Source organism: Streptomyces sp. NBC_00726, from assembly GCF_045161735.1.
GTDB lineage: Bacteria > Actinomycetota > Actinomycetes > Streptomycetales > Streptomycetaceae > Streptomyces.
In genome coordinates, this window is record NZ_CP108983.1 from 3,851,885 (window position 1) to 3,878,431 (window position 26,547).

The 26,547-nt window shown below is 73.3% G+C and carries 29 protein-coding genes; 22 read left to right on the top strand and 7 right to left on the bottom strand.

Going from position 1 to position 26,547, the window contains the following annotated elements:
- Nucleotides 1-300: 300 nt before the first annotated feature.
- The 4 genes from OG338_RS17240 to OG338_RS17255 all read left to right on the top strand — a co-directional run bounded on the left by OG338_RS17240 (nucleotide 301) and on the right by OG338_RS17255 (nucleotide 2,967).
- Nucleotides 301-1,827, top strand: coding sequence for a phage tail sheath family protein (locus OG338_RS17240; RefSeq protein WP_405938177.1), 1,527 nt, complete (start codon nucleotides 301-303; stop codon nucleotides 1,825-1,827).
- A gap of 62 nt (nucleotides 1,828-1,889) precedes the next feature.
- The gene (locus OG338_RS17245) at nucleotides 1,890-2,330 is read left to right on the top strand and encodes a phage tail protein (protein WP_405938178.1); all 441 of its coding nucleotides are present in this window, start codon (nucleotides 1,890-1,892) and stop codon (nucleotides 2,328-2,330) included.
- Nucleotides 2,327-2,812 (top strand): hypothetical protein, encoded by a 486-nt coding sequence (locus OG338_RS17250; RefSeq protein WP_405938179.1) that lies wholly within the window; start codon nucleotides 2,327-2,329, stop codon nucleotides 2,810-2,812. Before OG338_RS17245 ends, OG338_RS17250 begins: the two co-directional genes overlap by 4 nt.
- Nucleotides 2,809-2,967: a DUF6760 family protein gene (locus OG338_RS17255; RefSeq protein ID WP_018101391.1), complete on the top strand. Its 159-nt coding sequence runs from the start codon at nucleotides 2,809-2,811 to the stop codon at nucleotides 2,965-2,967. The genes OG338_RS17250 and OG338_RS17255 overlap by 4 nt, the downstream gene beginning before the upstream one ends.
- A gap of 576 nt (nucleotides 2,968-3,543) precedes the next feature.
- On the opposite strand, the gene OG338_RS17260 is transcribed toward OG338_RS17255, so the two are convergent.
- Nucleotides 3,544-3,783 carry a hypothetical protein gene (locus OG338_RS17260; RefSeq protein ID WP_405938180.1) on the bottom strand — a complete coding sequence of 80 codons (240 nt, stop codon included), beginning with the start codon at nucleotides 3,781-3,783 and terminating at the stop codon, nucleotides 3,544-3,546.
- 712 nt (nucleotides 3,784-4,495) lie between these two features.
- Here OG338_RS17260 and OG338_RS17265 point away from each other — a divergent pair.
- The 9 genes from OG338_RS17265 (at nucleotide 4,496) to OG338_RS17305 (ending at nucleotide 13,608) form a co-directional block, all read left to right on the top strand.
- Nucleotides 4,496-6,226 (top strand): hypothetical protein, encoded by a 1,731-nt coding sequence (locus OG338_RS17265; RefSeq protein WP_405938181.1) that lies wholly within the window; start codon nucleotides 4,496-4,498, stop codon nucleotides 6,224-6,226.
- A gap of 16 nt (nucleotides 6,227-6,242) precedes the next feature.
- Complete coding sequence (locus tag OG338_RS17270) at nucleotides 6,243-6,668, top strand: phage tail protein (protein WP_018101390.1); 426 nt, start codon at nucleotides 6,243-6,245, stop codon at nucleotides 6,666-6,668.
- Nucleotides 6,669-6,753: 85 nt separating this feature from the next.
- Nucleotides 6,754-7,443, top strand: coding sequence for a LysM peptidoglycan-binding domain-containing protein (locus OG338_RS17275; RefSeq protein WP_405940452.1), 690 nt, complete (start codon nucleotides 6,754-6,756; stop codon nucleotides 7,441-7,443).
- Nucleotides 7,440-9,209, top strand: coding sequence for a VgrG-related protein (locus OG338_RS17280; RefSeq protein ID WP_405938182.1), 1,770 nt, complete (start codon nucleotides 7,440-7,442; stop codon nucleotides 9,207-9,209). Before OG338_RS17275 ends, OG338_RS17280 begins: the two co-directional genes overlap by 4 nt.
- A 27-nt stretch (nucleotides 9,210-9,236) precedes the next feature.
- Nucleotides 9,237-9,554, top strand: coding sequence for a PAAR domain-containing protein (locus OG338_RS17285; protein WP_405938183.1), 318 nt, complete (start codon nucleotides 9,237-9,239; stop codon nucleotides 9,552-9,554).
- Nucleotides 9,551-9,958: a GPW/gp25 family protein gene (locus tag OG338_RS17290; RefSeq protein ID WP_383297800.1), complete on the top strand. Its 408-nt coding sequence runs from the start codon at nucleotides 9,551-9,553 to the stop codon at nucleotides 9,956-9,958. Before OG338_RS17285 ends, OG338_RS17290 begins: the two co-directional genes overlap by 4 nt.
- Nucleotides 9,958-11,913: a putative baseplate assembly protein gene (locus tag OG338_RS17295; RefSeq protein ID WP_405938184.1), complete on the top strand. Its 1,956-nt coding sequence runs from the start codon at nucleotides 9,958-9,960 to the stop codon at nucleotides 11,911-11,913. Before OG338_RS17290 ends, OG338_RS17295 begins: the two co-directional genes overlap by 1 nt.
- A 49-nt stretch (nucleotides 11,914-11,962) precedes the next feature.
- Complete coding sequence (locus OG338_RS17300) at nucleotides 11,963-12,505, top strand: phage tail protein I (protein WP_405938185.1); 543 nt, start codon at nucleotides 11,963-11,965, stop codon at nucleotides 12,503-12,505.
- Nucleotides 12,502-13,608, top strand: coding sequence for an NADase-type glycan-binding domain-containing protein (locus OG338_RS17305; protein ID WP_405938186.1), 1,107 nt, complete (start codon nucleotides 12,502-12,504; stop codon nucleotides 13,606-13,608). Before OG338_RS17300 ends, OG338_RS17305 begins: the two co-directional genes overlap by 4 nt.
- Before the next feature lie 18 nt (nucleotides 13,609-13,626).
- Here OG338_RS17305 and OG338_RS17310 read toward each other — a convergent pair whose 3' ends face one another.
- Both OG338_RS17310 and OG338_RS17315 read right to left on the bottom strand, forming a co-directional pair.
- Nucleotides 13,627-14,775, bottom strand: a complete 1,149-nt coding sequence (locus OG338_RS17310; RefSeq protein ID WP_405938187.1) for a HEAT repeat domain-containing protein — start codon at nucleotides 14,773-14,775, stop codon at nucleotides 13,627-13,629.
- A gap of 56 nt (nucleotides 14,776-14,831) precedes the next feature.
- Nucleotides 14,832-15,236 (bottom strand): hypothetical protein, encoded by a 405-nt coding sequence (locus OG338_RS17315; protein ID WP_405938188.1) that lies wholly within the window; start codon nucleotides 15,234-15,236, stop codon nucleotides 14,832-14,834.
- Between the two features lie 90 nt (nucleotides 15,237-15,326).
- On the opposite strand from OG338_RS17315, the gene OG338_RS17320 reads away from it, so the two are divergent.
- Nucleotides 15,327-16,133 (top strand): Scr1 family TA system antitoxin-like transcriptional regulator, encoded by an 807-nt coding sequence (locus tag OG338_RS17320; RefSeq protein WP_405938189.1) that lies wholly within the window; start codon nucleotides 15,327-15,329, stop codon nucleotides 16,131-16,133.
- Nucleotides 16,130-16,381: a DUF397 domain-containing protein gene (locus tag OG338_RS17325; protein ID WP_405938190.1), complete on the top strand. Its 252-nt coding sequence runs from the start codon at nucleotides 16,130-16,132 to the stop codon at nucleotides 16,379-16,381. Before OG338_RS17320 ends, OG338_RS17325 begins: the two co-directional genes overlap by 4 nt.
- Here OG338_RS17325 and glsA read toward each other — a convergent pair whose 3' ends face one another.
- Nucleotides 16,382-17,413: a glutaminase A gene (gene glsA / locus OG338_RS17330; RefSeq protein ID WP_405938191.1), complete on the bottom strand. Its 1,032-nt coding sequence runs from the start codon at nucleotides 17,411-17,413 to the stop codon at nucleotides 16,382-16,384. It lies immediately after the preceding gene.
- A 62-nt stretch (nucleotides 17,414-17,475) separates the two neighbouring features.
- Here glsA and OG338_RS17335 point away from each other — a divergent pair, with 62 nt between their 5' ends.
- The 3 genes from OG338_RS17335 (at nucleotide 17,476) to OG338_RS17345 (ending at nucleotide 19,028) form a co-directional block, all read left to right on the top strand.
- Nucleotides 17,476-18,336 (top strand): hypothetical protein, encoded by an 861-nt coding sequence (locus tag OG338_RS17335; protein ID WP_405938192.1) that lies wholly within the window; start codon nucleotides 17,476-17,478, stop codon nucleotides 18,334-18,336.
- Between the two features lie 63 nt (nucleotides 18,337-18,399).
- Nucleotides 18,400-18,714 (top strand): hypothetical protein, encoded by a 315-nt coding sequence (locus OG338_RS17340; protein ID WP_405938193.1) that lies wholly within the window; start codon nucleotides 18,400-18,402, stop codon nucleotides 18,712-18,714.
- Nucleotides 18,711-19,028: a type II toxin-antitoxin system PemK/MazF family toxin gene (locus tag OG338_RS17345; protein ID WP_405938194.1), complete on the top strand. Its 318-nt coding sequence runs from the start codon at nucleotides 18,711-18,713 to the stop codon at nucleotides 19,026-19,028. The genes OG338_RS17340 and OG338_RS17345 overlap by 4 nt, the downstream gene beginning before the upstream one ends.
- Nucleotides 19,029-19,056: 28 nt before the next feature.
- Here OG338_RS17345 and pspAB read toward each other — a convergent pair whose 3' ends face one another.
- Together pspAB and htpX are read right to left on the bottom strand one after the other, a co-directional pair.
- A complete protein-coding gene (pspAB, locus tag OG338_RS17350; protein WP_405938195.1) occupies nucleotides 19,057-19,641 on the bottom strand; it encodes a PspA-associated protein PspAB in 585 nt (194 codons plus the stop codon).
- 29 nt (nucleotides 19,642-19,670) lie between these two features.
- Nucleotides 19,671-20,582 carry a zinc metalloprotease HtpX gene (gene htpX / locus OG338_RS17355; RefSeq protein WP_405938196.1) on the bottom strand — a complete coding sequence of 304 codons (912 nt, stop codon included), beginning with the start codon at nucleotides 20,580-20,582 and terminating at the stop codon, nucleotides 19,671-19,673.
- A gap of 173 nt (nucleotides 20,583-20,755) precedes the next feature.
- Between htpX and OG338_RS17360 the strand changes: the two genes are divergently transcribed.
- Nucleotides 20,756-21,985 carry a cytochrome P450 gene (locus OG338_RS17360; RefSeq protein ID WP_405938197.1) on the top strand — a complete coding sequence of 410 codons (1,230 nt, stop codon included), beginning with the start codon at nucleotides 20,756-20,758 and terminating at the stop codon, nucleotides 21,983-21,985.
- Nucleotides 21,986-21,999: 14 nt separating this feature from the next.
- On the top strand, nucleotides 22,000-22,209 hold the full coding sequence (locus OG338_RS17365) for a ferredoxin (RefSeq protein WP_405938198.1): 210 nt from the start codon (nucleotides 22,000-22,002) through the stop codon (nucleotides 22,207-22,209).
- A 166-nt stretch (nucleotides 22,210-22,375) separates the two neighbouring features.
- Here OG338_RS17365 and OG338_RS17370 read toward each other — a convergent pair whose 3' ends face one another.
- Entirely contained in the window at nucleotides 22,376-23,023 is a 648-nt protein-coding gene (locus OG338_RS17370) for a TetR family transcriptional regulator (protein WP_405938199.1), read from the bottom strand.
- Nucleotides 23,024-23,262: 239 nt separating this feature from the next.
- On the opposite strand from OG338_RS17370, the gene OG338_RS17375 reads away from it, so the two are divergent.
- Both OG338_RS17375 and OG338_RS17380 read left to right on the top strand, forming a co-directional pair.
- Nucleotides 23,263-24,063 carry a VOC family protein gene (locus tag OG338_RS17375; RefSeq protein ID WP_405938200.1) on the top strand — a complete coding sequence of 267 codons (801 nt, stop codon included), beginning with the start codon at nucleotides 23,263-23,265 and terminating at the stop codon, nucleotides 24,061-24,063.
- 174 nt (nucleotides 24,064-24,237) lie between these two features.
- Complete coding sequence (locus OG338_RS17380) at nucleotides 24,238-26,544, top strand: PQQ-binding-like beta-propeller repeat protein (RefSeq protein WP_405938201.1); 2,307 nt, start codon at nucleotides 24,238-24,240, stop codon at nucleotides 26,542-26,544.
- Nucleotides 26,545-26,547: the final 3 nt, after the last annotated feature.

The window sequence follows — 26,547 nt, forward strand, 5'->3', positions numbered from 1 at the left end:
TCCCGGGTGATTCCCGGCATTTCCGCGAGTGCCAATTGGACTGGACCACCGGTGTACCAGGTGGGGTGGAGTGGATCGGGCCGCTTCCGGTTCCCCCGGACGACCATGGAAATTCAGCCGATCCCACCCCGTGGCCCGGGTAGTTTCTGGCTGAAATTAATCGGCGGCTGGTGGCTGTGACCCGGCGGGCCCGGAAAGGCAGTGGCCCTGCCCCCGGGCCAGGACTTTGGGGCCTACTGCCGGTGCGTACGCCCCGGCAAGACTGGGCGGGCGAACGTCTGACCAGCCGAAGGAGCGAGCATGCCGTCGTACCTCACCCCAGGTGTATACGTGGAGGAGGTGCAGTCCGGAGCACGGCCCATCGAGGGTGTCGGCACCGCGGTCGCCGCCTTCGTCGGCTTCGCGGAGACCGGCCCCTTCCACCGGCCGACGCTGGTGACCAGCTGGGACCAGTACGTGTCGGAGTTCGGCACCTTCACCCCGGACACGTATCTGACGCTCGCCGTCCACGGGTTCTTCAGCAACGGCGGCGGCGCCGCGTACATCGTGCGCATCGGCGGCCCCGCCGAGGACGCGCCGCGGTCCGACGCGCCCGCGACGGCCCCCTCCGTGGCGGTCGGCGGCTTCCTCGTCTCGGCCCGGGCGGGCGCCGGCGACGGGATCTCCATCGAGATCGCGGACGCCGAGGGCGACAACCCGCCGGAGGACCGCTTCCGCCTGCTGGTCCGTCAGGGCGGCAAGGTCGTGGAGACCTTCGACACCTCCGTACGCAAGAACGTCAAGGGCTACCTGGTCACCCAGGCCCGCCAGTCGAAGCTCATCGAGGTCACCGAGCAGCCCGGCGCGGCGCAGTCCCGCCCGGAGAAGCAGAGCCTCACCCTCGCGCCCGCCACCCCGGACGCGTCCGCCACCGGCCGGACCGGCCCCACCGAGTACGTGGGCGACGCGTCGGCGCGTACCGGCATCGCGGCCCTTGAGGCGATCGACGAGATCACCATGGTCGCCGTCCCCGACCTGATGAGCGCCCACCAGCGCGGCGACATCGACGACGAGGGCGTCCGCGCCGTACAGCTCGCCCTCATCGCGCACTGTGAGCAGATGGGCGACCGGGTCGCCGTCCTGGACACCCCGCCCGGCATGAACGCCCAGCGCGTCCGCACCTGGCGCAACGACGACGCCGGCTACGACTCGCGCTACGCGACCGTGTACTACCCCTGGCTCAAGGTCCTCGACCCGGCCACCGGCCGCCAGACCCTGATGCCGCCCAGCGGCCATGTCGCCGGTGTCTGGGCCCGCAGCGACGGCGAACGCGGGGTGCACAAGGCGCCCGCCAACGAGGTCATCCGGGGCGCCCTCGACCTCGAACTGCGGCTGAGCCGGGGCGAGCAGGACCTCCTGAACCCGATCGGCGTCAACTGCGTGCGCGCGTTCCCCGGCCGGGGCATCCGGATCTGGGGCGCCCGCACCCTCTCCTCCGACCCGGCCTGGCGCTACCTCAACGTCCGCCGGCTCTTCAACTACCTGGAGGAGTCCATCCTCCTGGGCACGCAGTGGGTCGTCTTCGAGCCCAACGACGACCGCCTCTGGTCGAGCATCCGGCGCAACGTCACCGCGTTCCTCTCCGAGGAGTGGCGCCGGGGTGCGCTTTTCGGTCGTACGGCGGAGGAGGCGTTCTACGTCAAGTGCGACCGGGACAACAACCCGCAGGGGTCCATCGACCTCGGCCAGGTCGTCTGCGAGATCGGCGTCGCGCCGGTGAAGCCGGCGGAGTTCGTCGTCTTCCGCCTCTCCCAGTTCTCGGACAGCACGAGCCTCGTGGACGAGTGACCGCGCCCCTCTCCCGTAGCAACTCAGCAGACGGCAACCAACGGAACAGGTGACACACAGTCATGGCAGAGGGCGACGCTCTTTCCACCCACGTCTTCGGCGTGCAGCTCGGCGGCTACCTCGTGGAGTCCATCCAGGAGATCAGCGGCCTGACCGTCGAGGAGGAGGTGGTGGAGGTCCGGCAGGTGACCTCCACCGGCAAGCAGATCATCCGCAAGCAGCCCGGCGCGCGGCAGGCCGGCGAGGTGACGATCACCCGGGGACTCGACAAGAGCAGCGAGTTCACCAAGTGGATCAAGGAGACGCTGAACAACGGCGCCGTCGACACCGCGCGGCAGAACCTCACCATCGAGATCAAGGACTCCAAGGGCGACACCGTCCGCCGCATCCAGCTGATGCAGGGCTGGGCGAGCCGCTGGGAGGGCCCCTCGCTGAAGGCCGGCGAGTCCAGCCCGGCGACCGAGACGGTGACCATCACCTTCGAGGAGATCGTGGTCGAATGAGGCGCAGGACCGTTTCCGGCGGCGGCCTAGAAGAGGTCCTGGACACCCTCGCCGCCGCGACGCCGGCGCCCGCGCCGTCCGAGGCCCCCGCGCCCGTCCCGGCCGCCGCCCGCCGTCCCGACGAGTTCGACTTCGAGCTGCCGCGCGGCTACCTGGACGACGAGGGCCGCACCCACCGCACCGGCACCATGCGCCTCGCCACCGCCCGCGACGAGCTGCGTCCGCAGATCGACCTCCGGGTCAAGGAGAACCCCGCCTACCTGAGCGTGGTCCTCCTCAGCCAGGTCATCACCCGCCTCGGCACGATCACCGACGTGCACGCCGGGGTCGTCGAGCGGATGTACGCGACCGACGTGGCGTTCCTCCAGGACTTCTACCGCCGCATCAACAGCGAGGGCCACACCCACGCGGCGGTCACCTGCCCGCTGTGCCAGGGCTCCTTCGAGGTGGACCTGTCGGGTGAGCGCCTGGGGGAATCGTGACGTACGCGCCTTCCCGGCTGCGGGAGGAGATCGCGTACATCGCCTACCACTTCCACTGGCAGCGCGAGGAGATCCTCGACCTCACGCATGGTGAGCGGCAGGAATGGGTGAGGGAGATAGCGCGGATCAACACCCGCGTGAACGAGAGCGGGTGAGGACGTGGAGTTGAGGAGCTGGTTCCGGAAGCGTGCGGTGGCGGGCGCCCCCGACGCGGCCCGGGCTCCCGAGCCCGGGCCCGGGGACGCCCCGGCACCGGGGCCCGGCTCTCCACGTCCCGGGGCGGACTGGGACGGCGGTTGGCGCCGCGTCGCGCCCCCGGCCGTGACCGTCGCCCGGTCCTCGATCGGCGTCAGCGACGGCCTCCGCTTCCGCTCCCGCCTCGCGTCCTGGCAGAACGTGGCCTACAGCGGCGGCGCCCTTGGCCACGCGGTCCTCCCGTCCGCCCCGGTGGGGCTCGTGCACGGGGTGACCCGGACACCGGGCACCCCGCGTACCGCGTCCTCGGGGGCGCCGTTGGTGTTGCGTTCGGTGGATGCGCCTCCGGAGCCCTCGGCGCCCCCGGCGCCGGGTGAGGGGGAGGCCCAGGCGGGCCGGACCGCGACCGTGCCCAGGCGCGTGGTCCCGGCGGTGCCCGGATCGGCGTCCCGCCCGTCCGGGGACGGACCGCCCGCGCGGACGCCTCCCGCCCCGGTACGCGCCCGGCGCACCGCGCCCCCGCTGATCGTCGCCCGTCACCCGGCGAAGGACACCCCGCGCACGGTGTCCGCCGTCCCGTCGTCCGGGGTGCCCGCGCCGGTGGTCCAGCGCCGGACGGACGCGCCGGGAGGCCCGACCGGGCCTGCCGTACGGCCCGCCCTGGGCGGGCCCTCGGACGAACCGCCTTCTGCGGACGCCCCTTCGCCCCATCCCACCGCTGTGGCCCCGGACCCCTCCGGGCCCGCGCTGCCGGTGGTCCAGCGCCGGGCGGACACGTCCGCCGCTGCCCCGGACGGGCCCGTCCTTCCGTTGGTTCAGCGGCAGTCGGACGCGTCCGCCGCTGCCCCGGAGCGGCCCGCGCCGGGCGCCCCGGCCGGTCCTGATATCCCGTTGGTCCAGCGGCGGTTGGACGCGCTTACCGGTCCGGAGAGCGGTTCTGCCGTACGTCCGACGCTTGGCGGCCCTGTCCAGCGGGAGGCGGATGCCTCCGCCGGATCGGAGCGGCCCGGGCCGGGTGCCCCGCCCGGACCCGCTCTGCCGGTGGTTGAGCGCCGGGCGGACGCGTCCGCCGCGACCCCGTCGCCTGTGGTGCAGCGGCAGTTGGACGCGCCCACCGGTCCGTCGGGTGGTTCCTCCGCACGCCCGAAGCCGGGCGGGCAGCCGTCCGCGACGGGCCCGGGGCCCGTTCCACGCCAGGCGGACGCCTCCACCGGCCCCGAGCACCCCGCGCCGGACGCCCGGAGCGGTCCCGTCTCCCCGGTGGTCCAACGGCAAGCGGACGCGTCCGCGTCCGCCGATCCGGCGGCCAACCCGTCCGTGCGCCCGACGTTGGACGGGCAGTTGCCCGTGGCGTCCCCGGGCGGGCCTGTCCGGCCGGTGGTGCAGCGCGAGGCGGATGCCTCTGGCGTTCCGGGGGGCGGGTCGTCCGTGCGCCCGACGTTGGACGGGCAGTTGCCCGTGGCGGGCCCGGGCGGGCCTGTCCGGCCGGTGGTGCAGCGCCAGGCGGACGCCTCCGGCGCCCCGGGCGGGCCCGAACTGCCGGTGGTGCAGCGGCGAGCGGACGTGTCCGCGTCCGCCGGTCCGGGGGTCGGGGCGTCCGTGCGCCCGCCGCTCGACGCACAGCCGTTCGGGGCGGGCCCGGGCGGGCCTGCCCTCCCGGTGGTGCAGCGCCAGACGGACGCCTCCGGTGTTCCGGGGGGCGGGTCGTCCGTGCGCCCGACGTTGGACGGGCAGTTGCCCGTGGCGTCCCCGGGCAGCCCCGCCCCGCCGGTCATCCAGCGCCAGGCGGACGCCCCCGGCGTTCCAGGGCAGCCCGCGCCGGGTGCCCAGGGCGGCCCCGCCCTCCCGCGCCAGGCGGACGCACCCGCGTCCACCGGTCCGGCGGCCAACCCCTCCGTACGCCCGACCCTGGACGCGCAGCCGCTCGCGGCGGCCCCGGGCATGCCGCGCCGGGCGGACGCCCCCGGGCACCCCGCGTCGGGCACGCCGGCCGGGCCCGCCCTCCCGGTGGTGCAGCGGCAAGCGGACGCGCCCACCGGTCCGGCGGACGACGGCCCCGCCCCCGGCGCGCAGCCGCCCGTGGCGTCCCCGGGCAGCCCCGCCCCGCCGGTCATCCAGCGCCAGGCGGACGCCCCCGCCACCCCGGCCCGCCCCACCCTCGGCAGGCCCCTGCGTGAACTTCCCGCAGGCGCGGCCCCCTTCGTCCCGCCCGCCCGCGAAGCGGGCCCCGCGCTGCCCGTCGTCCAGCGGCAGACCCCCGACCCCGCGCGCCCGGCTCCGGGCACCCCGCCCAGCGGCCCCGGCTCCCACGCCCGTACCCGGGGCGGACTCGGCGCGCCCCTGTCCGCCCTCCCGCCGACCGCAGGCACCGCGCGCCCGGCGCAGGCGGCGGCCACTCCGCATCCCGCGATGCCCCTGCGCGCCGCCCCCACCGTGCCGCCTGTCGTCCAGCGCACCCCGGAGGGGCCCGTCCGTGTCCGCCCCGCCCCCCGGCCCGCCCCCGTCCAGCGCGCCCGCGCGCTCCTCGCGGATCGGGGCATCGCCGTGCGCACCGGGGCCGCCGACGGCTTCACCGCGCGCGAATCCGCCGCGTCCCGGCCCGTCGTACCGGCCACCTGGCGACGCGACACCCCGCGCGCGGAGACCGCTCCCGGCGCCCCGGCCGCTCCCGGCGCCCAGGGCGCCCAGGGCACCCCGGCCGCCCCCGGCGCCCAGGACACCCCGCCCACCCCCGTCATCCAGCGCGTCGCCGCCCACCCCCTCGCCCCGCCCCGCCCGCACGCACCGCTCCCGGCCCGGGCCGCCGCACCGCAGGAGCCCCCCGTACCGGCCGGCCTCGAACCGCGGCCCGTGCCCCGGAGCCCCGCCGTCCGTCCGCACCGGCCCGGCGGCCCCGCCGCCCCCGTACAGCGCCTCGCGACGCCGGTCGCGACGGAGACCGGGGTGCCCGAGGGCGCCGCCTCCGGCCCGCGACCCCGGACGCCCCCACCGCCCACCGCCCAGGCCCTCCAACGCGCCGGCCTGGCCGGCGTGCCGGTCACCGTCGTGCAGCGGCAGCCCGCCCGGGCCCCCGCGCCCGAGCGGCCCGCCGAACCCCCGGCCGACCTCGACGTCGAAGACCTCGCCCGACGACTCATCGACCCCGTCGCCCGGCTGCTCCGGGCGGACCTGCGGCGGGGCCGCGAACGTTCCGGACGCCCGTACGACGGCCGGCGCTGAAGAGAGAAAGCAGCAGATGACGGACAACATCTTCGCGACGAGCGTGTTCTTCAAGCTCACGATCGGCGGCAGCGATCTCGGCGCGTTCCACACCTGCTCGGGGCTCGGCGCCGAGGTGGAGATCGAGCAGTACGCCGAGGGCGGCAACAACGGGTACACCTGGCAGCTGCCGGGGCGGATCACGTGGACGAACATCACGCTGACCCGGCCCGTCACCGCCGACACCCTCAAAATCGCCCGCTGGCTGAACGAGACGACGCAGCGCGTCGAACGCAAGGACGGCGAGATCGTCGCCCTGCGCCCCGACCTCAGCCGGATCGTCAGCTGGCAGGTGCAGGGGATCGTCCCGGTCCGTTGGCAGGGGCCGTCCTTCGACCCGGCCAGCTCGCAGGCGGCCGTCGAGACGCTGGAGATCGCGCACGAAGGGCTGGTGCCCTCCTGATGCGCCGCCGCAGAGGAATCCAGGAAGGAGGGAAGCCGTGGCAGCCGCAGCCCGCACGAGCCGTGCCCGCGCCCAACTGACCATCATGGAGCCGCCGTCCGACGTCGGCGCCAAGCCGGGCGGGACGCTCGCCCGGCTGACGCTCCAGTTCAACCCGGCGACGCTCTCGCTGCGCAAGTCCACCGAGTGGCGCCGCACCCCGTCCCGCACGGCGGGCGAGTCCGCGCTGCCCGAATTCGTGGGCAGCGGGCCGCGCGCCCTGTCCCTGGACGTGTTCCTGGACGCCACCGCCACGCACGACAACTCCGTGGAGAAGGCGGTCGAGCAGCTGATGACCGCCTGCGTGCCGACACCCAGCAGCCTGGGCCGGAAGAAGCCGTCGAGCCCCTGGGTGCGCTTCGACTGGGGGACGTCCAGGACGACGTCGTTCGACGGGGTGCTGTCCAGCCTGTCCGTCTCGTACACGCTCTTCGACGTGGACGGGAAGCCGCTGCGCGCCACCTGCTCGCTGTCCATCGAGGAGGCGAGCGTCGACCCGGCCGGGCAGAACCCCACATCCGGCTCGCGGGAGGCCCGGCGTACGCACACGGTCGTCGCCGGGGACAGCCTGCCGCTGCTCGCCTGGCGGGAGTACGGCGATGCCACGGCCTGGCGCACGATCGCGGAGGCGAACGGCATCGACGACCCCATGCACCTGCCCCCGGGCAGCGAACTCCTGGTGCCCGCGCTGGAGGACGGCGCGGCCGGGGACGGCGTACCGGAGGCGGCCCGATGACCGGCCCCGCCCGCTCCTTCGCCGCCGACCCCATCGTGGAGGCGCCCGCCGAGCTGCCCCAGGCGTGGGCCGCCCAGCTGGTGAGCTGCGCGGTGGACGAGAACATCGGGCTGCCCGACAGCGCGGTCCTGACCTACCGCGACCCGTATCACACACTGCTCACCGCCACCGGGATCACGATCGGCACCGAGCTGAAGATCTCCGTGGTCACCGTCCAGGAACGGGCGCGCGAGCGGCTGTTCACGGGCGAGGTGACCGCGCTGGAACTGGACAGCGACACCACCGGCTCGTTCACCGTGGTCCGCGCGTTCTCCAGGGCGCACCGGCTGCGGCGCGGCCGCAAGGTCGTCGCGTACCGGAACATGAAGGCCGCCGACATCGTCCGCAAGGTCGCCGCCGAAGCCGGGCTGCGGTGCGGGAAGGTCGAGGCGGCCCCGGTGATGTACAAGCAGCTGACGCAGCCGAACATCTCGGACTGGGACTTCCTCCAGTACCTCGCGGGGGAGTGCGGGGCACACGTCCGGGTGGACGAGAAGGGCGTGCTCCAGTTCGTGAAGCCGAAGCCCGCCTCCTCGGCGCCGTCGCCGTCCACCTCCGCGTCCAAACACCCGATGGTCCTGGAGTACGGCCGCAATCTGCTGGCGCTGCGGGCCGTGCTGTCCGCGTCGGACGGGGCGGACAGTGTGGAGGTGCGCGGCTGGGACGTGCAGAACAAGGTCCCGGTCCTGGCCCGCGAGCAGTCGATCCGCTCCGAGACCGTGACCCCGGGCGCCAACCCGGCCACGCCCGCCGCCCTGTTCGGGAAGAACGCCCGGATGACCGTCGCCGACACCCCGTACCGCACCCAGGCCGAGGCCCGCGCGGTCGCCGGTGCCGTCGCCGGACGGGTCGCCGCCGGCTTCGGCGAGATCGAGGCGGTCGCGGAGGGCAACCCGAAGCTCCGCGCGGGCGAACCGGTCGCCCTCGGCAACGTCGGCCCCGACTTCGCCGGGCGCTACACCGCGACCGCCGCCCACCACACCCTGGACCCGCAGAGCGGCTACCGTACGACCGTCCTGGTCAGCACCGACCCGGACCGCTCGCTGACCGGCCTCACCGGCGGGCCGGGCGCACCCGTGCCCGGGCCCCGGATGCCGGGCCTGGCGATCGGCGTCGTCACCGACATCCGCGAGGCCCGGGGCAAGGAAAGCGGCTCGGTGAAGCTCAAGTTCCCCTGGCTGGACGACAGTTACGTCACGGACTGGGTCCGTACGGTGCAGTGGGGCGGCCAGGGCGGCGGCGGGGTGTTCAGCCCCGAGGTCAACGACGAGGTGCTGGTCGGCTTCGAACAGGGCCTGATCGACAGCCCGTACGTGCTCGGCGGGCTCTACAACGGCCGCGACAAACCGTCCCCGCACGACGTGCCCCTGGTGGACCCGACCAGCGGAAAGGTCAACCGCCGCTCCCTGGTGTCCCGTTCGGGCAACCGGATCGAACTGCTCGACACCCCGCGCGGCCCGTCCGGCGTCCGGCTCGCCACCGGCGACGAGCAGCTGGAGGTGGTGCTGGACGAGCGGCGCGGCGAGATCGCGCTCAAGGTGTACGCGCGCGGCACCTCCCGGGTCCTCAGCTCCCTGTCGCTCGGCCGCACCGGGATCACACTCGACGCGGGCACCGGGGACGTCCATGTGAAGGGCGCGTCGGTGACCGTGAACGGCAAGACCGGCGTCACCGTCGACGGCGGCCTGCTCGCCGTCCTGAAGGCCGCACTCGTCCGCATCAACTGACGCGTTCCACCGAGGAGATCACCAGCCATGCCCCAGGCAGCCCGTACGGGCGACCCCACCGTCCACGGGGGCGCCATCGGCACCCCGCCCCCGGGCGCGGCCGCCGTCGCCACCGTGTGGATCGGCGGCAAGCCCGCCGCCGTCACCGGAAGCCTGCACGTGTGCGTCGTGCCCCCGCACGCGCTGCTCGGCCCGGGGAACGTCATCATGCCGAACCCGGCGGCGGCCGCCGGCGGCCAGGTCCTCATCGGCGGGCTGCCCGCCGCCCGCATGGGCGACACCACCAGCTGCGGCGCGAAGATCCTCATGGGGGCGCCCAACGTCCTGATCGGGGGCCCGATATGAGCGAGCACGGGTTCATCGGGCGCGGCTGGGGCTTCCCGCTGCGCGTCGGCGCCACGGGCGGCATCGGCATGGTCGAGCGGGAGCAGGAGATCGAGGAGTCGATCGGCCTGATCCTCGGCACCGCGCCCGGCGAACGGCCCATGCGGCCGGAATTCGGCTGCGGCATTCACGAGTACGTCTTCGCGCCCGGCGACGGCGCGACGGCGGGGCGGATCGCCCATGAGGTGCGTACCTCCCTGGAACGCTGGGAGCCGCGCATCGAGGTCCGGGACGTGGTCGTCGCGTACGACACCGTCGAGGAAGGCACGCTCTACATCGACGTGCACTACACCGTCCGGTCCACCAACGACCTGCGCAACCTCGTCTTCCCCTTCTATACGATCCCCGAGGCGGGAGCCCGCTGATGTCCCTGACCCCGCCCAATCTGGACGACCGCCGCTTCCAGCAGCTCGTGGACGAGGCCAAGCGGTATGTCCAGCAGCGCTCGCCCGAGTGGACCGACCACAACGTGTCGGACCCCGGGGTCACGCTGATCGAGACGTTCGCGTACATGGTCGACCAGCTGCTCTACCGGCTGAACCGGGTGCCCGACCGCAACTACTTCGCCTTCCTGGACCTGCTCGGCGTGCGGCTGTTCCCGCCGACGGCCGCCCGCGCCGACGTCGACTTCTGGCTGTCCGCGCCACAGCCGGACACGGTGCGCCTCCCGGCCGGTACGGAGGTGGCGACCGCGCGCGGCGAGACGGAGGAGGCGGTCGTCTTCTCGACCGGTGAGGACCTGGCGATCGTGCCGAGCTCCCTCGTCCGCCTGGTCACGGTCCCGGCGTCCGGCGAGCAGACCGACCGCACCGCGCCGCTCGCCGAGGGCCGGGACATCCCCTGCTTCCAGGCCCGACCCCAGCCCGGCGACGCGCTCCTGTTCGGGCTGCCCACCGCCGTGCCGCGCTGCATCGTCGCCGTACGCCTGGACAGCCGGGTGGAGGGCGTCGGCGTCGACCCCCGGCAGCCGCCGCTGGTCTGGGAGGCGTGGGACGGCGCCCGCTGGGTGCCGTGCGCGACCGGCGTCGACTCCACCGGCGGGCTCAACAAGCCCGGTGAGATCACGGTGTTCGTGCCCGCCGGGCACACCGCGTCCGTCACCGCCGGCATCCGGGCGGGCTGGCTGCGCTGCCGGGTCACCGAGGCCGCCCCCGGCCAGCCCTTCTACTCCGAGTCCCCGACGATCCGCGAGGCGGAGGTCTTCACCGTCGGCGGCACGGTGGGGGTGGAGCACGCGGAGACCGTGTACGACGTGCCGCTCGGCACCTCCGAGGGGGTCGCGGGCCAGACGTTCGCGGCGCCCCGGACGCCCGTCCTGCTCGACGGGGACCCGCCGCGCGTGGAGGTGTCATCGGCGGACGGCTGGCAGACCTGGACCCCGGTCGAGCACTTCGGCGCGTCCGGCCCGGGCGACCGGCATGTGCGGATCGACGCGGTCGAGGGCCGGTTCGCCTTCCCACCCGAGGTGCGTGAGGCGGACGGCACCATACGGGCGTACGGGGCGGTGCCCCCGAAGGGCGCCCACATCCGCCTCCCCCGCTACCGCACGGGCGGCGGCGCCGCCGGCAATGTGGCGCGCGGCGCGATCCGCGTCCTGCGCAGCTCCGTCCCCTACGTCGCCGGGGTCGACAACCGGGAGGCGGCGCGCGGCGGCGTGGACGGCGAGACCGTCGAGAACGCGAAGCTGCGCGCGCCGCAGATCCTGCGCGTCCAGGAGCGGGCCGTCACCGCCGAGGACCACGAGGCCATCGCCCGCGAGGCCGCGCCCTCGCTGCGCCGCGTCCGCTGCCTGCCCGCCGCCCCCGGCGAGGGCGGCGCCGTCCGCGTCCTGGTCGTGCCGGACGCGGTCCCCGACGAGGGCGGCCGGCTCCGCTTCGAGCAGCTGATCCCGCCGGACACGGTGCTGGCGGCGGTGGCCGGACGCCTGGACGAACGGCGACTCGTCGGCACCCGCCTGGTGGTCGAACCCCCCGCGTACCAGGGCGTCACGGTCGTCGCGGGCCTGGTCGCGGACGAGACCGAAACGGACCGCGTCCGCACGGCCGCGCTCGACGCGCTCTTCCGCCTCATCGACCCGCTGCGGGGCGGCGCGGACGGCACGGGCTGGCCGTTCGGCAGGCCCGTGCAGTACGGGGAGGTGTTCGCCGCCCTCCAGAACGTCCCCGGCGTCCGCCTGGTCGAGGAGGTCCGCCTGTTCCCGGCCGATCCGCTGACCGGGCGACGCGGCGGCGCGGTGGACCGCGTCGAGGTGGCCCCGAACGCGCTCGTCTTCTCCCACCAGCACCAGATCGCGGTGTCGGCTGCGGGGGAGCGCGCATGACGAGGTCCGCCGCCACGAGGTCCGCAGTCACCGCCACCGAGGAGCGCTCATGACCCGGGCCGCCGTTCCCGGCCTCCCCAGCCGCTACCCGATCGGCGCGCTGCTGCCCGCCCTGTACGCGGACGACGACCTGGCCCAGCGCTTCACGGCGGGCCTGGACACGGTCCTCGCCCCGATCCTGTCCACGCTCGACAACCTCCCGGCCTACTTCGACCCGGCGCTTGCCCCCGCGGACTTCCTCCCCTGGCTCTCCTCCTGGGTCGGTGCCGGCATCGACCCCGCCTGGCCGGAGGACCGCCGCCGTGCGGCCGTCGCCCGCGCTGTCGAACTCCACCGCCGCCGGGGCACCCGCCAGGGCCTGGCGGACCACCTGCGCCTGTGCTTCGGCGTGGAGGCGGACATCCAGGACGGCGGCGGCGTCACCTGGTCGTCGGAACCGGACTCCGCGCTGCCGCCCCCCGGGACGGGCGAGCTCCTGATCCGCATCCACACGGACCACCCCCTGGACGAGACCCGCGTCCTGGCAGTGGCCCGCGCGTCCTGCCCGGCGCACCTGACCTGCCGGGTCGACATCACCGGGAGCCCCAGATGACCCGCCCCTGCCCGTCCTGCGGCGCGGCGAACGCGGAGGACGAGGACTTCTGCGGGAGCTGCGGTACGTATCTGGGGTGGTCGACGCGGGTACGGCCCGGGGGGCCGGACGCGGAGCCGCTGGCCCCGGCCCCCGAGCAGCGCACGGCCCCGAGCCCCGCCGCGCCCCCCGAGCCCGTGCCCGTGCCCGCGCCCGAACCGGAACCGGAACCCGAGCCCCGGCCGGCCCTCACGCCGGAACCGGTCGCCCCACGGCCCCCCGCGCCCGCCCCCGTACAGCCGGCGCGGCCGAGAGAGCCGGAACCGGAGCCGGAGTCGGCCGAGGAGCCCGTGGGCGCGGTCCGGCCCGGTGTACCCGTCGCCGCCCGCCCCACCGTCCGGACGGCGGCGGTGGACGACGAACCGGACGGCGAGCCCTGCCCCTCCTGCGGCACGAACAACCGCCCGGGCCGCACGTTCTGCCGCAACTGCGCCGAGCCCCTGAAGCCCCGTGCCACGGCGGCCCCGCTGCCCTGGTGGCGCACCCGCTGGCCGTTCAACCGCCGCGTCCGGGCAGGCTCCGGACGGCTGCTGCGCGGCAGCCTCATCGCCCTCGTGATCGCGGGCCTCCTGGTCGCGGGCTTCCTGCTGATCCCGGCGGGCCGTTACGTCGTGGAGGACGTACGCGACAAGCTCGGCTCCACGGGCGAGGTCTCCCCGGCCCACGTCTCCGCGACCGCCTCGGCCCCCGGACACCCCGCGAAGGCGGCGGTGGACAGCGTGACGAACACGTACTGGGGCGCCCCCGAGGTGGGCGACGCGCTGACCGCCGAGTTCGAGGACCCGTTCCGGCTGGTCGGCGTCACGGTTCACACGGGCGTCTCGACAAAGCCGGAGGTCTTCCAGAAGGGCGCCAGGCCGACCAAGGCGGACCTGACCATCACGACGAAGGACGGCAAGACCCACGAGAAGACGATGACCCTCGCCGACAAACCGGGCGAACAGACCCTGAGGACGGGCATCAGCGACGTCGTATCGATCCGCTTCACGATCCGCGAGGCGACCGGCCAGGACGCCGGCCACCCGATCGCCCTGGGCGAGATCGAGTACTTCAAGCGGACATAGGGGCGGCGGCCACCCGGCTCAGCGTCGGTGCCGCTCCACACAGCGGGGGTCGTCGGCGAGGGCGAGGCCGCTGACGGCCTTGACGCGGACCAACTGGTCGTCCTCGCCCAGGAAACCGGCCAGGATGTCGGCGCGGGCGGGCTCCCGGCCCTCGAACTCGTAGAGGCACTCGCACACGGCCGCACGGACGCGGGCGTCGGGATCGCGCGCCAGCGCGGCGAGCACGTCCCACGCCTCGGGGTGCGTGTACGCGTACCGCGTCCTGTGCAGCAGCGACGGCACCACCATGCGTACGCGGGGATCGGGGTGCGCGCGGTGGGCCGGACCCAGCTCCCCGTCCCCTGCGACGTCGACGTACGTCAGTCCGCGCAGCACCGACGCGAGCACCGCCGGGTCCGTCTCCTCGGCGGCCCACGGCGGGAGGATGTCCGCGGCCCGACGCTCGGCGGACTCCTCGTCGAGGACGAGAAGACCCCATACGAGGTCCGCGGCGAACAGCCGCCGCAGGGGATCGGAGGCCGAACGCAGGGCCGGGACCCTGTCCCAGACCTCCGCACCGGACCGTTCGGCGAGCACCGCGACCACCTCCGTCCAGTCGGCGTGCTCCCCGTCGGCACGAGCCAGCGCACGGGCGAGCAGGACGTCGAACGGCCGGTGCAGGCCGAACACCGCCTCCAGACGGGTGAGGACGGCAGAATGGCCGTCGTACACGCTCATCCCGCCGAGCGTGATCAGGTCGTACGCGGCGATGCCGAAGTCGTCCGCGACCCTGCGGCGCACCGCCGGACCCGCCGCCCCGGTCGCGAGGCGCAGCCCCGCTTCGGCTCCGGTTCCGCACCAGCGCCGGGCACAGGCCATGAGTTCGGCCCGGTCCTCCTCCGTGAGCCGGTCCGCGGCTTGCCTGAGCAGGGCGGCGGTCAGGCCGGCATGGCCGGAGACCACGGCCCGCAGCAGCGGCGTGCTCCCGTCCGGCAGCGGCCGGAGCGGATCGGCACCGGCGTCCAGCAGAGCGTCTGCCACGTACCCGTCGAACGCGGCGACGGCGACGCACAGTACGGGGACCCCGTCGGCGTCCGTCGTCTCCGGGTCGGCGCCCGCCCACAGTGCGTCCCGCACGAGGTGCGCACGCCCGGCCCGCACCTCATCGACCAGCTGGTACCCCGACATGGCCTCGCCCCCCTTGTGTCCACCTGCCCGACGGGCAGAGTAATCCGCCGGAGCGGCTACTCCTCGGACACGAGCTGCGCGGTGACCACGCCGTGCAGCAGCTCCGCGTCCACGAAGTCCCCGTCCTCCGGCGGCCCGCAACGCCAGCTCAGCGGATAGGTGTTGCCGTGGGCTGCCGGAATCCCCACGTAGTGGTCCCGCGCGGCGGGCCCGAAGCACTTGGCGCCGGGCGGCCAGTCGAAGTCCTGGCTGGCCCCGGGCTCCAGCAGGAAGTACGTCCACCGCGCGCCCGCGATCTCCCGTACCACCGGGCCCGGTTCACCGTCCGTGAGGGTCACGAGATGGTGCACCACCGCCTCACCGCGTACGCCCCGGAGCCGGATGGCGTCGAAGTGGATTCCGGTCAGGTGGAGTTGGTGCCCCGAGGAGGGAACCCATTCGGGGAGTTTCTTCTGCGTCATGCCGCTAAGCATTCCGGTATGTGCGTAGCGTGACCAGAAGGTAGCGGTCCACATCGGTGAGATGTGGGGAAGGGGTGGTGGGCTGTGAGGATGGACGAGGTGTCGTATGTACGCCGACTCGTGGGCGAGTTGATTCGAGCCCACCGAATCCGGGCCGGGTACACGCAGAAGAGCGCGGGGGAGAAGCTGCGCATCTCGGAGTCGCTGATGGGCGCGGTGGAGCGCGCGGAGCGCATTCCTGCGAACGAGCTGCTGTTGGAGATGGAGGAGCTGTTCGCGGCCAATGGCGCCTTGAAGGACTGCTGCGACATGCTGGATGAGGAGAAGTACCCGCCGAAGTTCGTGAACTGGGCGAAGTTCCAGCGCACCGCACGAATCATCAATGGGTACGAGACGATGGTGTTCCCCGGGCTGCTTCAGACCGAGGCGTACGCGTACGCATTGCACCGGGCGCGAGTGCCCACGTACACCGAGGCCGAGATCGTCAGCCGCGTCGAAGCGAGGCTGGAGCGACAAGCGGTTCTGACGCGTACGCCGCCTCCGCACATCGGGTTCGTCGTCGAGGAGTCGGTGCTGGAGAGGACGCTCGGCGGCCCGGAGGTGCTGAAGCAGCAACTGCGTCATCTCCTTGACTGCATCGAGCGTCACAATCACCTGACGGTGCAGGTCATGCCGACGTCGCAGCACACCCATGCGGGGCTGATGGGTCCCATGCAGCTGATGTCCACGGCAGAAGGGCGTGCACTTGTGTACGTGGAGGCGCGCGGCGGGGATAGGTTTGTCACGCAGCCGGACCAGGTCGTTGACATGTTCGACCTCTTCGGCATCATGCGGGCCCAGGCACAAAACCCCTGGGAGTCCGCAGAGATCATCGAGAAGAAGATGGGGCAACTGTGAGCTACCACGACGCCGGACTGACCTGGTTCAAGTCCAGCTACAGCGGCAACGAAGGCGCCGAGTGCATCGAGGTCGCCTACAACTGGCACAAGTCCAGTTACAGCGGCAACACAGGCGCCGAGTGCGTAGAGGTCGCCACCTGCCCCCACTCCATCCACGTCCGCGACAGCAAGGTCACCGACGGGCCGACCTTCGCCGTCGACCCCGCCGCCTGGACCGCGTTCCTGGGTCACGCGACCGCGCGCTGATCACCGGGGGCGGGCCCCGTGCGGCGTGGACGCGAACAGGTCCATGCCCAGCGCCCCGGACAGGAAGTGGGCGACGCGCTGCCCCCGCACGCTGTTGCCCGCCTCGTCCAGGCGGGGGGAGAAGACGCCGAGCCCGCCCTTGCCGGGGGCGACGGTGATGATGCCGCCGGAGACGCCGCTCTTGCCGGGCATGCCGACCTCGTACAGCCAGTCGCCGCTGCGCTCGTAGAGGCCCGCCGTGGCCAGTGCGGAGAGGGTGTCGCGGCAGACTCCGGCGTCGATCACCTGCTCGCCGGTGAGCGGGCAGACGCCGCCGTTGGCGAGGGTCGCGCCCATGACCGCGAGGTCGCGCGCGGAGACGGTCAGGGAGCACTGGCGGGTGTAGAGGTCGGTGGTCTCGACGGGGTCCCGGGCGAGGGCGCCGTAGCTGTCGAGGAGGCGGGCGATCGACTCGTTGCGCTGGTTGGTGCCCGACTCGGAGGCGTACACCCGCTCGTCCAGGTGCAGTTCGCGGCCCGCGAAGCGGGAGAGGCCGCGCCGGATGAACTCCCAGCGTTCGTCGGTCGACGCGCCCGGCACCAGCGCGTTGGTGGCCAGGGCCCCCGCGTTGACCATGGGGTTCATCGGGCTGCCGTGGTTCAGCTCGACCGCCAGGACCGAATTGAACGGCAGGCCCGTGCTGTTGACGCCAATCCGCTCGCGCACCGTGTCGCGCCCGAGCTCATGGCTGACGAGCGCGAAGACGAACGGCTTCGAGACGGACTGGATCGAGAACGGGTGCTCCGCGTCGCCCACCGAGAACACGTTGCCGCTCACATGCGCGACGGCGATGCCGAACAGTTCCGGGTCGACCTCGGCGAGCTCCGGGATGTAGTCGGGGACCTGCCCCTCGCGGTCGCCCTGGAAGCGCCGCCGTACGCCGTCCAGCGCGGCCCGGACGGCCTCGGCGGTCGGGAGCCGCCCGGTCGAGACCGCCGCCCGCGCCGTCCGGGCGTCCGGGACGTCCCCGGTGTTGTGGATGACGCCGGCCATGTCCGTACCTCCTGGTGCCCGTTCCGGTCTTTCGGGATATTTCGGACACTACACTGACGCGGGTGCGTCGAGACGAGGAAGCGGCCGGTCCGGACGGCGGGACACTGGCCGAGGGTGTGGGCCCGTTCACCACCCGGCTGACCCTGCGGGGGAGCGGCGGGGCCGAAGCGGTGTGGGAGTCCCGCCGGGCCCGCAGACGGGGGTCGCTGACGGTGCGCGGGGCGGACGGCGCCGCGCCGGTCGTCCACCGCGCCGACGCCCGGACGCTCGCCCGGATGCGCACGCTCAACGCCGTCGCGGCGGTGACGTTCACCCTCGGCGGCCTCCTCTTCGCGGCGGGCGCGGCGCTCGCGCTCACCGGCGCGGCGGCGACGGCCGTGTCGGCCACGTACTTCGGCGGCGGCCTCTTCTTCAACGTCGGGGGTTACGCGTCCCTCCTCCAGGCCGTCAACGCCCCGCGCCGCCCGCCCGGCGCGTACCGCCTGGAGGCGAAGGCGTGGCGGTGGTGGAGCTACGAGCCGATGCGCATCGACTGGCTCAGTGCGTTCCTGCTCTTCACCGGCACCCTGGTCTTCGGGCTCAACCTGCTGGACTCGTTCCTCCAGGGCCTCAGCACCCAGCAGGCGGCCCGCCTGGTGTGGGCCCCGGACGTGATCGGCTGCGTCCTCTTCCTGATCTCCGGCCAGCTCTCCCTCGCCGAGGTCTGCCACGCCCCCACGGGCGTCCGCCCGCACGACCTCGGCTGGTGGATCGTCACCGTCAACATGGCCGGCTCGGCCCTCTTCATGATCGCCGCCCTGGCGGACCTGGTCACCCCGGGCGAACACGTCCCGGTGAGCCTGGCGATCTCCAACACCGGCACCCTCGCGGGCGCCCTGTGCTTCGCGGCGACGGGGGTGCTCCAGTGGTTCGAGCACCCCTGAGTCGGCCCTCTCCACCATCCCCGCCGATTGACGTGCAGCACTATGTGCTGCATCCTGTGATGCATGGCTGCTGTGATCCGTAAAAGTGTTCCCTTGGACGACATGCTCGAAGACGCGATACAGCGTTTCCGGCTCCACGGCGCTCCGGAGAACCAAGCCCTGTGGCAGGTGACGGGCATAAGGGTGGACGACGACACGTCCGAAGCCGAAGTGCTTCGCGCGTTGCTGCATGCCGGCTGTCACGCGGTGGAGGAGAAGGCCATGGAGAACGGCTACGCCGCTCTCGCGGCGGCCCACGACGAGGAGGACCGGGCATACGAGGCAGCTGTGCGGGCCCGAGGGGCCCGTCGGCGGAGCCGAGTCGGGACCGGTGAATGAGCGAGATCGTTCCCATCCGTGGCCGCGTGTACCGCGCCGACCTCGGCGCAGGTCCCAAACCGTGGCTAGTGGTTTCGAACAATGCTCGTAACCGTGCCCTCAACGACGTCCTGGTCGTGCGCATCACCACGTCGGTCAAGCCCGCGCTGGCGAGCATCGTGGAGCTGGGACCCGCCGAACCGCTCGTGGGGCGTGTGCTCTGCGACGACCTGGGCCCCATGTACAGGGACGAGATCATGGAAGACCTCGGCGCGCTCTCGAACCAGACCATGATCAAGGTCTCCACGGCTCTGCAACACGTCCTTGCCCTCTGAAGCGGGATGAACACGTCGCCGGTCTTCGTCACAACCCCGGCGCCCCCCACACCGGAAACCACCGGGACAGGTCCTGCTCCACCCGGAGGTCGTCGCCCAGCACGGCCCGGACCTCCAGCTCCAGCTGGTTGTCGCGTTTCTCGGCGCCGCCCGGGGCCGGGGCGAACGGATAGAACGTGCCGCGTTTGTAGAGGTACACCAGCGCCAGCGAGCGGCCCTCCCCGTCGTGGAAGGCGACCAGTGAGCACAGGAGCTGGGGGCCGAAGCCGCCGTCCTGGAGCAGGGTGTTGACCGCGTGCAGGTCGTTGACCAGCGCGGCGGTGTCCTCCGGTGGCTGCCGGGCCAGCAGCCAGGTGTAGCCGTACGGGTCGTGGCTGAACTCCACCGGGATGCCGCCGCGGCCCGTATCCGCGTCGAGCAGTTCGCGTACGTCCTGCTGGACACGGGCGAAGGCGGAGCCCTCCACGCCCGCGAAGCACACCGAGCCGAGGCCCGTCGGCGTGAAGCCCGTCGCGGCCCGGAGGGTCAGCGCGGCGGACGGGACGGCGAAGAGCTGGTCGAGGTCGGGGCGGACCGGCTTGCTGCGGCCCAGGATCGTGTCGAGCAGGCCCACGGGGACTCCTTACGGACGGGCATCTTCACTCACGGGCGGGACAAGTCGGCCGAGATACGGGCCAGCTGGTCCAGGCGCTGTTCCAGCGTCGGGTGGGTGGAGAGCAGCCGGCCGATGCTCTCCTTCGAGGCGAAGGCCGGGACGAAGTAGAAGGCGTTGTACGGCTCCGCCTTCCGCAGGTCCTCCGTCGGAATCCGGGCCATCTGGCCGCTCACCTTGGTCAGGGCGGACGCGAGGGCCGAGGGGCGGCCGGTCAGCAGGGCGGCCGTGCGGTCGGCGGACAGCTCCCGGTAGCGGGAGAGCACCCGGGTGAGCAGGAAGCTCAGCGCGTAGACGACCGCGCTGACCAGCGGGATGAGCAGGACCAGGATGCCGATCGGGTCGTTGCCGCGGCTGTTGCGGGCGAAGCCGCCCCACAGCGCGACCCGGGTGATGATCCCGGCCAGGACGCCGAGGAACGAGGCGATCGTCATCACGGCCACGTCCCGGTGCGCGACATGCGACATCTCGTGCGCGAGGACGCCCTCCAGCTCCGCCGGCTCCAGTCTGCGCAGCAGCCCCGTCGTGGCGCAGACGAGCGACGACTTCTGGCTGCGCCCGGTCGCGAACGCGTTCGGCACATCGCTCTCCGCGATGGCCACCCGCGGTTTCGGCATATCGGCAAGGGCGCATATCCGGTCGATCGCCCCGTGCAGCTCGGGCGCCTCGGCGGGGGAGACCTCCCGGGCGCCCATGCTGAACGCGGCGATCCGGTCGCTGAACCAGAACTGGGCGACGAACATGCCGCCGGTGATCACGAGGATGATCGGCCAGGCCCCGCGCAGCACCGCCAGGAGCACGCCGACCAGCACCACGTACAGCAGTCCGATCAGGAACATGGTGGTCACCATGCGCGTGGTCAGGCCACGGTCGGTGGCGTACCGGCTACGGGTTCTGGCCATGGGCCGACCTCCACTCCTCGCCTGTCTCCATGGTGCTCCTCGGCGGCCGAAAGTGGATGCCGATGCTCCGTTCGGCGGGTATGGCCGAACATCACCTAGGCCGGGTAGATGCCTGAGGCATCTAGTGAGGGTGATCGGCAGGACGACCACACCCCCTCGTTGCGAGGTCCGTCATGACAGAGATCCAGTCCGGGCCCCGGCCCGTGACCCAGTCCGATACCACCGCCTTCCCGCAGGACCGCACCTGTCCCTACCACCCGCCCGCCGGCTACCCGAGCGAGAGCCGCGGGCAGCGCTCCGTGTCCCGGGTCCGCCTCTTCGACGGCCGTACGGTCTGGCTGGTGACCGGGCACGCGGAGGCGCGGGCGCTGCTGACCGACCCCCGGCTGTCGTCCGACCGCGCGCACCCGGACTTCCCGCTCTTCGCGCCGAGGCTCGCCGCGGTCACGCAGCGTCGCGTCGAACTCCTCGGCGTGGACGACCCGGAGCACAACGCGCAGCGCCGGATGCTGATCCCCAGCTTCACGGTCCGGCGGGCGGCGGCGCTGCGGCCGCGCATCCAGGAGACCGTGGACCGGCTGCTGGACGCGATGGTGGCGCAGGGGCCGCCGGCCGAGCTGGTGGAGGCGTTCGCGCTGCCGGTGCCGTCCATGGTCATCTGCGCGCTGCTCGGGGTGCCGTACGAGGACCACGAGTTCTTCGAGGACCGCTCGCGCAAGCTGCTCCGGGGGCCTGGTCCGGAGGACGTCGTCGCGGCCAGGGAGGACCTGGACGCGTACTTCCGCGAGCTGATCGCCCACAAGCGGCGCGATCCGGGCGACGGGGTGCTGGACGAGCTGATCGCCAAGCAGCTGGAGACCGGGGCGGTGGAGCGGGACGCGCTGGTGCGGCTGGCGGAGATTCTGCTCGTGGCCGGGCACGAGACGACCGCGAACATGATCTCGCTCGGTACGTTCACGCTGCTCCGCCATCCGGACCAGCTGGCCCGGCTGACCGGCGGCGGGGCGGCGGCGGTGCCGGCGGCCGTGGAGGAGCTGCTGAGGTTCCTGTCCATCGCGGACGGGCTGTCCCGGGTGGCGGTGGAGGACATCGAGATCGGCGGCGAGACGCTGCGCGCGGGGGACGGTGTGCTCCTGTCCACCGCGGTGATCAACCGGGACGCGTCGGTCTTCGACACCCCGGACGAGCTGGACCTGGGGCGCGCGGCGCGCGGCCATGTCGCCTTCGGCTTCGGCATCCACCAGTGCCTGGGCCAGAACCTGGCCCGCGCCGAACTGGAGATCGCCCTGCCCGCCCTCTTCCGCCGCCTGCCGGGCCTCCGGCTCGCGGTGGACCCGGAGGAGGTCCCGTTCAAACCGGGCGACACGGTGCAGGGCCTGCTGGAACTGCCGGTGACCTGGTGACGGGGGAGCGAGCCATGCGGATCGACATCGACAAGGACGTGTGCATCGGCGCCGGGCAGTGCGCCCTGGCGGCCCCGAAGGTCTTCACCCAGGACGATGACGGCCTCAGCGAACTCCTGCCGGAGGCGGAGCCGGGCCCGATGGTGGCGGAGGCGGTCCGGGCGTGCCCGGTGGGGGCGATCCGGGCGGGCGGGCTGGGTTCGCCCGCCGGCACCCGCACGTAGCAGCGGCGCGCTTGTCCGGGGCGAAGCCGGGGAGGCCCGCCGTGCCAACGGCCCCTGGGTGGCCCCCGTCCGGATACGCCGACGGCGGACCACAGGTGTGGTCCGCCGTCGGTGAGACAGGACCTGGGGGCGCCGGGGTCGCCGCGCGTCGCCCCAGCGGGGATCGTTACTTCGCCGGCTTCTTGCCCGTGATGCCGAGGTGCACCAACTGCGCCAGATTCGGCTTGAGTTCGGCCTGTTTGACGCCCCAGGACGTGAAGCCCTTCTGGTGCGAGGCGACGCCGGCCAGCATGACGACCAGGGAGCCCGCCATCGCGGCGGCGCTGATGTCCTTGTCGACCTTGCCCTTCGCCTGGAGCTCCTTCACGGACTCCGTCAGGGAAACGGTCACGGAGTTCAGGACCTTCATGCGGATCTTGTTGAACCGCTTGTCGCCCTCCGCCGCGCCGAGATCGATCACGCGCAGGATCGCGTCGTTGCGCCGCCAGAAGTCGAGGAAGCCCTCCACGAGTTGTTCGGAGGTCTGCCAGCCCGCCTTGCCGACCCAGGAGCGGCCGGAGACCAGTTCGGTCAGCCCGGCCCCCTCCCTGGCGACGTCCTCGGCGAGTTCGAGGACGGCGCCCTCGACGTCGGGGAAGTACTGGTAGAAGGTCGCTGGTGAAGTCCCCGCCTTCCGGGCGACGTCGATGACTTTGACGTCCCGGTACGGCGAGGAGCTGAGCATCTCGCTGAGGCAGTCGAGCAGCTTCTGCCGCGTCGCCTGACCGCGTCGACCGGCCACGCGGCCGTCGACGGTGCGTACTTGTCCTGTCATGCCGTCAGCTTACCGACGGGTGATCGGAGCGCGATTCGGCCGAAGCAAATGGGGAACGGGGCCCGTTCGGGCCCCTCGGCGCCCACAGTCCGAACAGTGTTATTAACAGCCTGTGGATAACTTCGGTGGATAACTTTCGAACCGGTGTTCGGGTGTAAATCCTCCGGGGCGCGCCGCCCGCACCGTAAAGCTACCGTGAGTGTGACGGGCGTCACCCCGACGACGGAAGGACCGGGCCCATGGCCGCGTTCGCGCAGTCCGCACCGTGCTGGGTGGATGTGCAGCTCCCCGACCTGGAAGCGGGCAAACGCTTCTACGGCGAGCTGTTCGGCTGGACCTTCCGCCCGGACGGCGATCGCCGCGCCGACGCCCTCGGCGACGGCAGGCTCGTCGCCGCACTGGCCGCGAAGAAGGACGGCCGGATGCCGACCGCCTGGGGTGTCTACTTCGCCACCGACGACATCGAGGCATCGGTCACCCGCGTCCGCGCGGCCGGCGGCCAGGTGATCACCGAACCCGTCCCGGCCGGCCGCCACGGTGTGCTCGCCCAGGCCGCCGACCCGGCCGGCGCGGTCTTCGGCCTCTGGCAGGCCGGCGACCGCGAGGGCTTCCAGCGGCGGAACGAACCCGACTCCTTCTGCTGGACCGAGGTCCACACCCGGTCCAAGGAGCGCGTCGACCCCTTCTACGAGGAGGTCTTCGGCTTCCGCGGCGCGGACGTGGACGACTCACCCCTGGACGTCCCCGACACCGACGAGCACCGCGTGGACTTCCGTACGTGGTCCCCGCCCGGCACCGAACCCGGCCCCGAGACGGCCGTCGGCGGGCGGAGCGTCATCACGGCCGCGTTCCCCGCCGAGCTGCCCAGCCACTTCCTGAACTACTTCAACGTCGCGGACTGCGACGACACCGCCCGTACCGTCCAGCGGCTCGGCGGCCGGGTCACCGAACCCCCACTGGACATCCCGTACGGGAGGAGGGCGGTCCTCCAGGACGACCAGGGCGCCGAGTTCGCCGTACTTCAGGAGCCTGTGTCCTGATACGGGCGGAGTGGCACAGGACACCCCGATCCGCCCCCGGGTTCGCAACCGGGGCCCCGGCCAGGAACAATCGGGGTGCGCACCGCGGGGCCGCGTCCATGGATGAGACGCTGCACCCGGCGGGATTTTCGCGGGCCTCAGGGAACAGAGGCCCGTACGGGGAGGTGGCAAGTAGTGGAGCAGCTGACGCAGCACGACCCGAGGCGGATCGGCCCCTTCGAGGTGCTGGCACGGCTCGGGGCCGGCGGCATGGGGCTGGTCTATCTGGCCCGGTCCGCGTCGGGCCGCCGGGTGGCGATCAAGACCGTCCGTACGGAACTGGCCGAGGACCAGCTGTTCCGGGTGCGCTTCACGCGCGAGGTGGAGGCCGCCCGGGCCGTCAGCGGCTTCTACACGGCCGCCGTCGTGGACGCCGACCCGCGCGCCGCCGTGCCCTGGCTCGCCACCGCGTACGTGCCCGCCCCCTCGCTCGAAGAGATCGTGAACGAGTGCGGGCCCATGCCGACCCAGGCGGTCCGCTGGCTGGCGGCGGGCATCGCGGAGGCGTTGCAGTCCATCCACGGGGCGCAGCTCGTCCACCGCGACATGAAGCCGTCGAACGTGCTCGTCGTCGAGGACGGCCCCCGGGTGATCGACTTCGGCATCGCGTCCGGGGTCTCCAACACCCGGCTCACCATGACCAACGTGGCCGTCGGCACACCCGCGTACATGTCACCGGAGCAGGCCCGGGACTCGCGGAGCGTGACGGGGGCCAGCGACATCTTCTCGCTCGGCTCGACGCTGGTGTTCGCCGCGACCGGGCACGCCCCGTACCGGGGGGCCAACCCGGTCGAGACGGTGTTCATGCTGCTGCGCGAGAGCCCCGACCTGTCGGGCCTGCCGGACGATCTGCGGCCGCTGATCGACTCGTGCATGCAGACCGACCCCGCTCTGCGGCCCACCCCGGCCGACCTCCAGGCCCAGCTCGCCCCGCACCTCTTCGCCGCCGGCGGCGGTGACGACGGCGGTACGGCTTCCGCGTGGCTGCCGGCCGCCGCGACCGCGCTGATCGAGCGGCGCCGGGGCGGCGGCCGCGCCCCGGCCGCCCCGCCCTCGCCGCCCGTCGCACCGCCTGTCGCCCCGCCGGTGCCCGATGCCGGGGGGCCGGTGCGGCTGACCGGGGTCCAGGTGCCGATCGGGCCCGGGCCGCGCGTCCAGGACGTCCGGGCCTCGGCCGCCTCCGGCGCCGACGCGGGCCCCGCGACCGGCTGGGTCCGCCCGCCCGGCGGGGTCAACGGCACGCCTCCGCCCGCCGTGCCCCCGCCGGCCCAGGCGCCCGAAGCCGCGCAGTCCGGGCCCGCCCGCTGGCGGCCCTGGCGGTTCCGCATGTCCAACGACGTGTGGGGCACGCCCGTCGTCGTCGGCGACCTGCTGTACGTCACGTCCTTCGAGGTCCACGCGCTGGACACCGGCAACGGGCGGCGCCAGTTCAAGACCCGGGACGTCGCCTGGGCGATGGCCGTCGACGGCGGCCGCATCCACGCCTCGGACGGTCCCTCCCTCTACGCCCTGGACGCCGCAGGCGGCGCCGAGCGGTGGCGGGTGGGCGCCGACGCCTGGGTGTACGCGCTCAAGGCCGACCGGGGCACGGTCGTCACGGCCACCCGGGGCGGCGGCGTGCAGGCGTGGGAGGCGGCGACCGGCGAGAAGCTGTGGGACCTGAGCGGCGCGCAGACGGACTTCGAGACGCCGGAGGGCGGGCCGGTCATCCACGACGGCACGGTGTACGTCTGGCAGGACGCCCGCCTCAAGGCCCTCGACGCCCGGACCGGCGTCGAGCGCTGGTCGTACCCCATCGGCGACGCGGCCTCCTGCGGCGGCGTCCCGGTCCGGGTGACGCCCGCGCCGGACGGTTACGTGTACATCGCCGCCGGGACGCGGGTGCTCGCGGTGGACATCGCGGCCGGGCACGTCCGCTGGCACTTCGAGTGCCCGGCGGTCTTCCTTTCCCCGCCCGCCTTCGCCCCCGGCCCGGCCGTCACCGGCGGCGGGGTCTACCTCGCGGACTACCTCGGTACGGTGTACGCCCTGGACGCCGCGACCGGCAAGGACCGCTGGCGCATCGCCACGGAGTCCCGCCAGTCGGCGGAGCCGGTGCTCGTCGTCGCGGGCAACGTCCACGTGGGCAGCGGCAGCGCGCTCTACACCCTGGACGCGGTCACCGGCACCCCGAAGTGGCGGTTCGCGGCGGGCGGCGAGGTGGTGGGCGCCCCGGTCGTCGCGGACGGCCGCGTCCACTTCGGCTCCGCGGACCACGTCCTGTACACCCTCGACGCGGCGGGCGGCCAGCTCCGCTGGAAGCTCGCCACGGGCGGCGAGATCACGGGCTCGCCCGTGGTCAGGTCCGGTGTGGTGTACGCGTGCAGCAAGGACCGCTGCGTGTACGCGCTGGACGCGCTGAAGGGCACGGGCACGGGCACGGGGGCCCGAGCCCGGGCGTAGGGC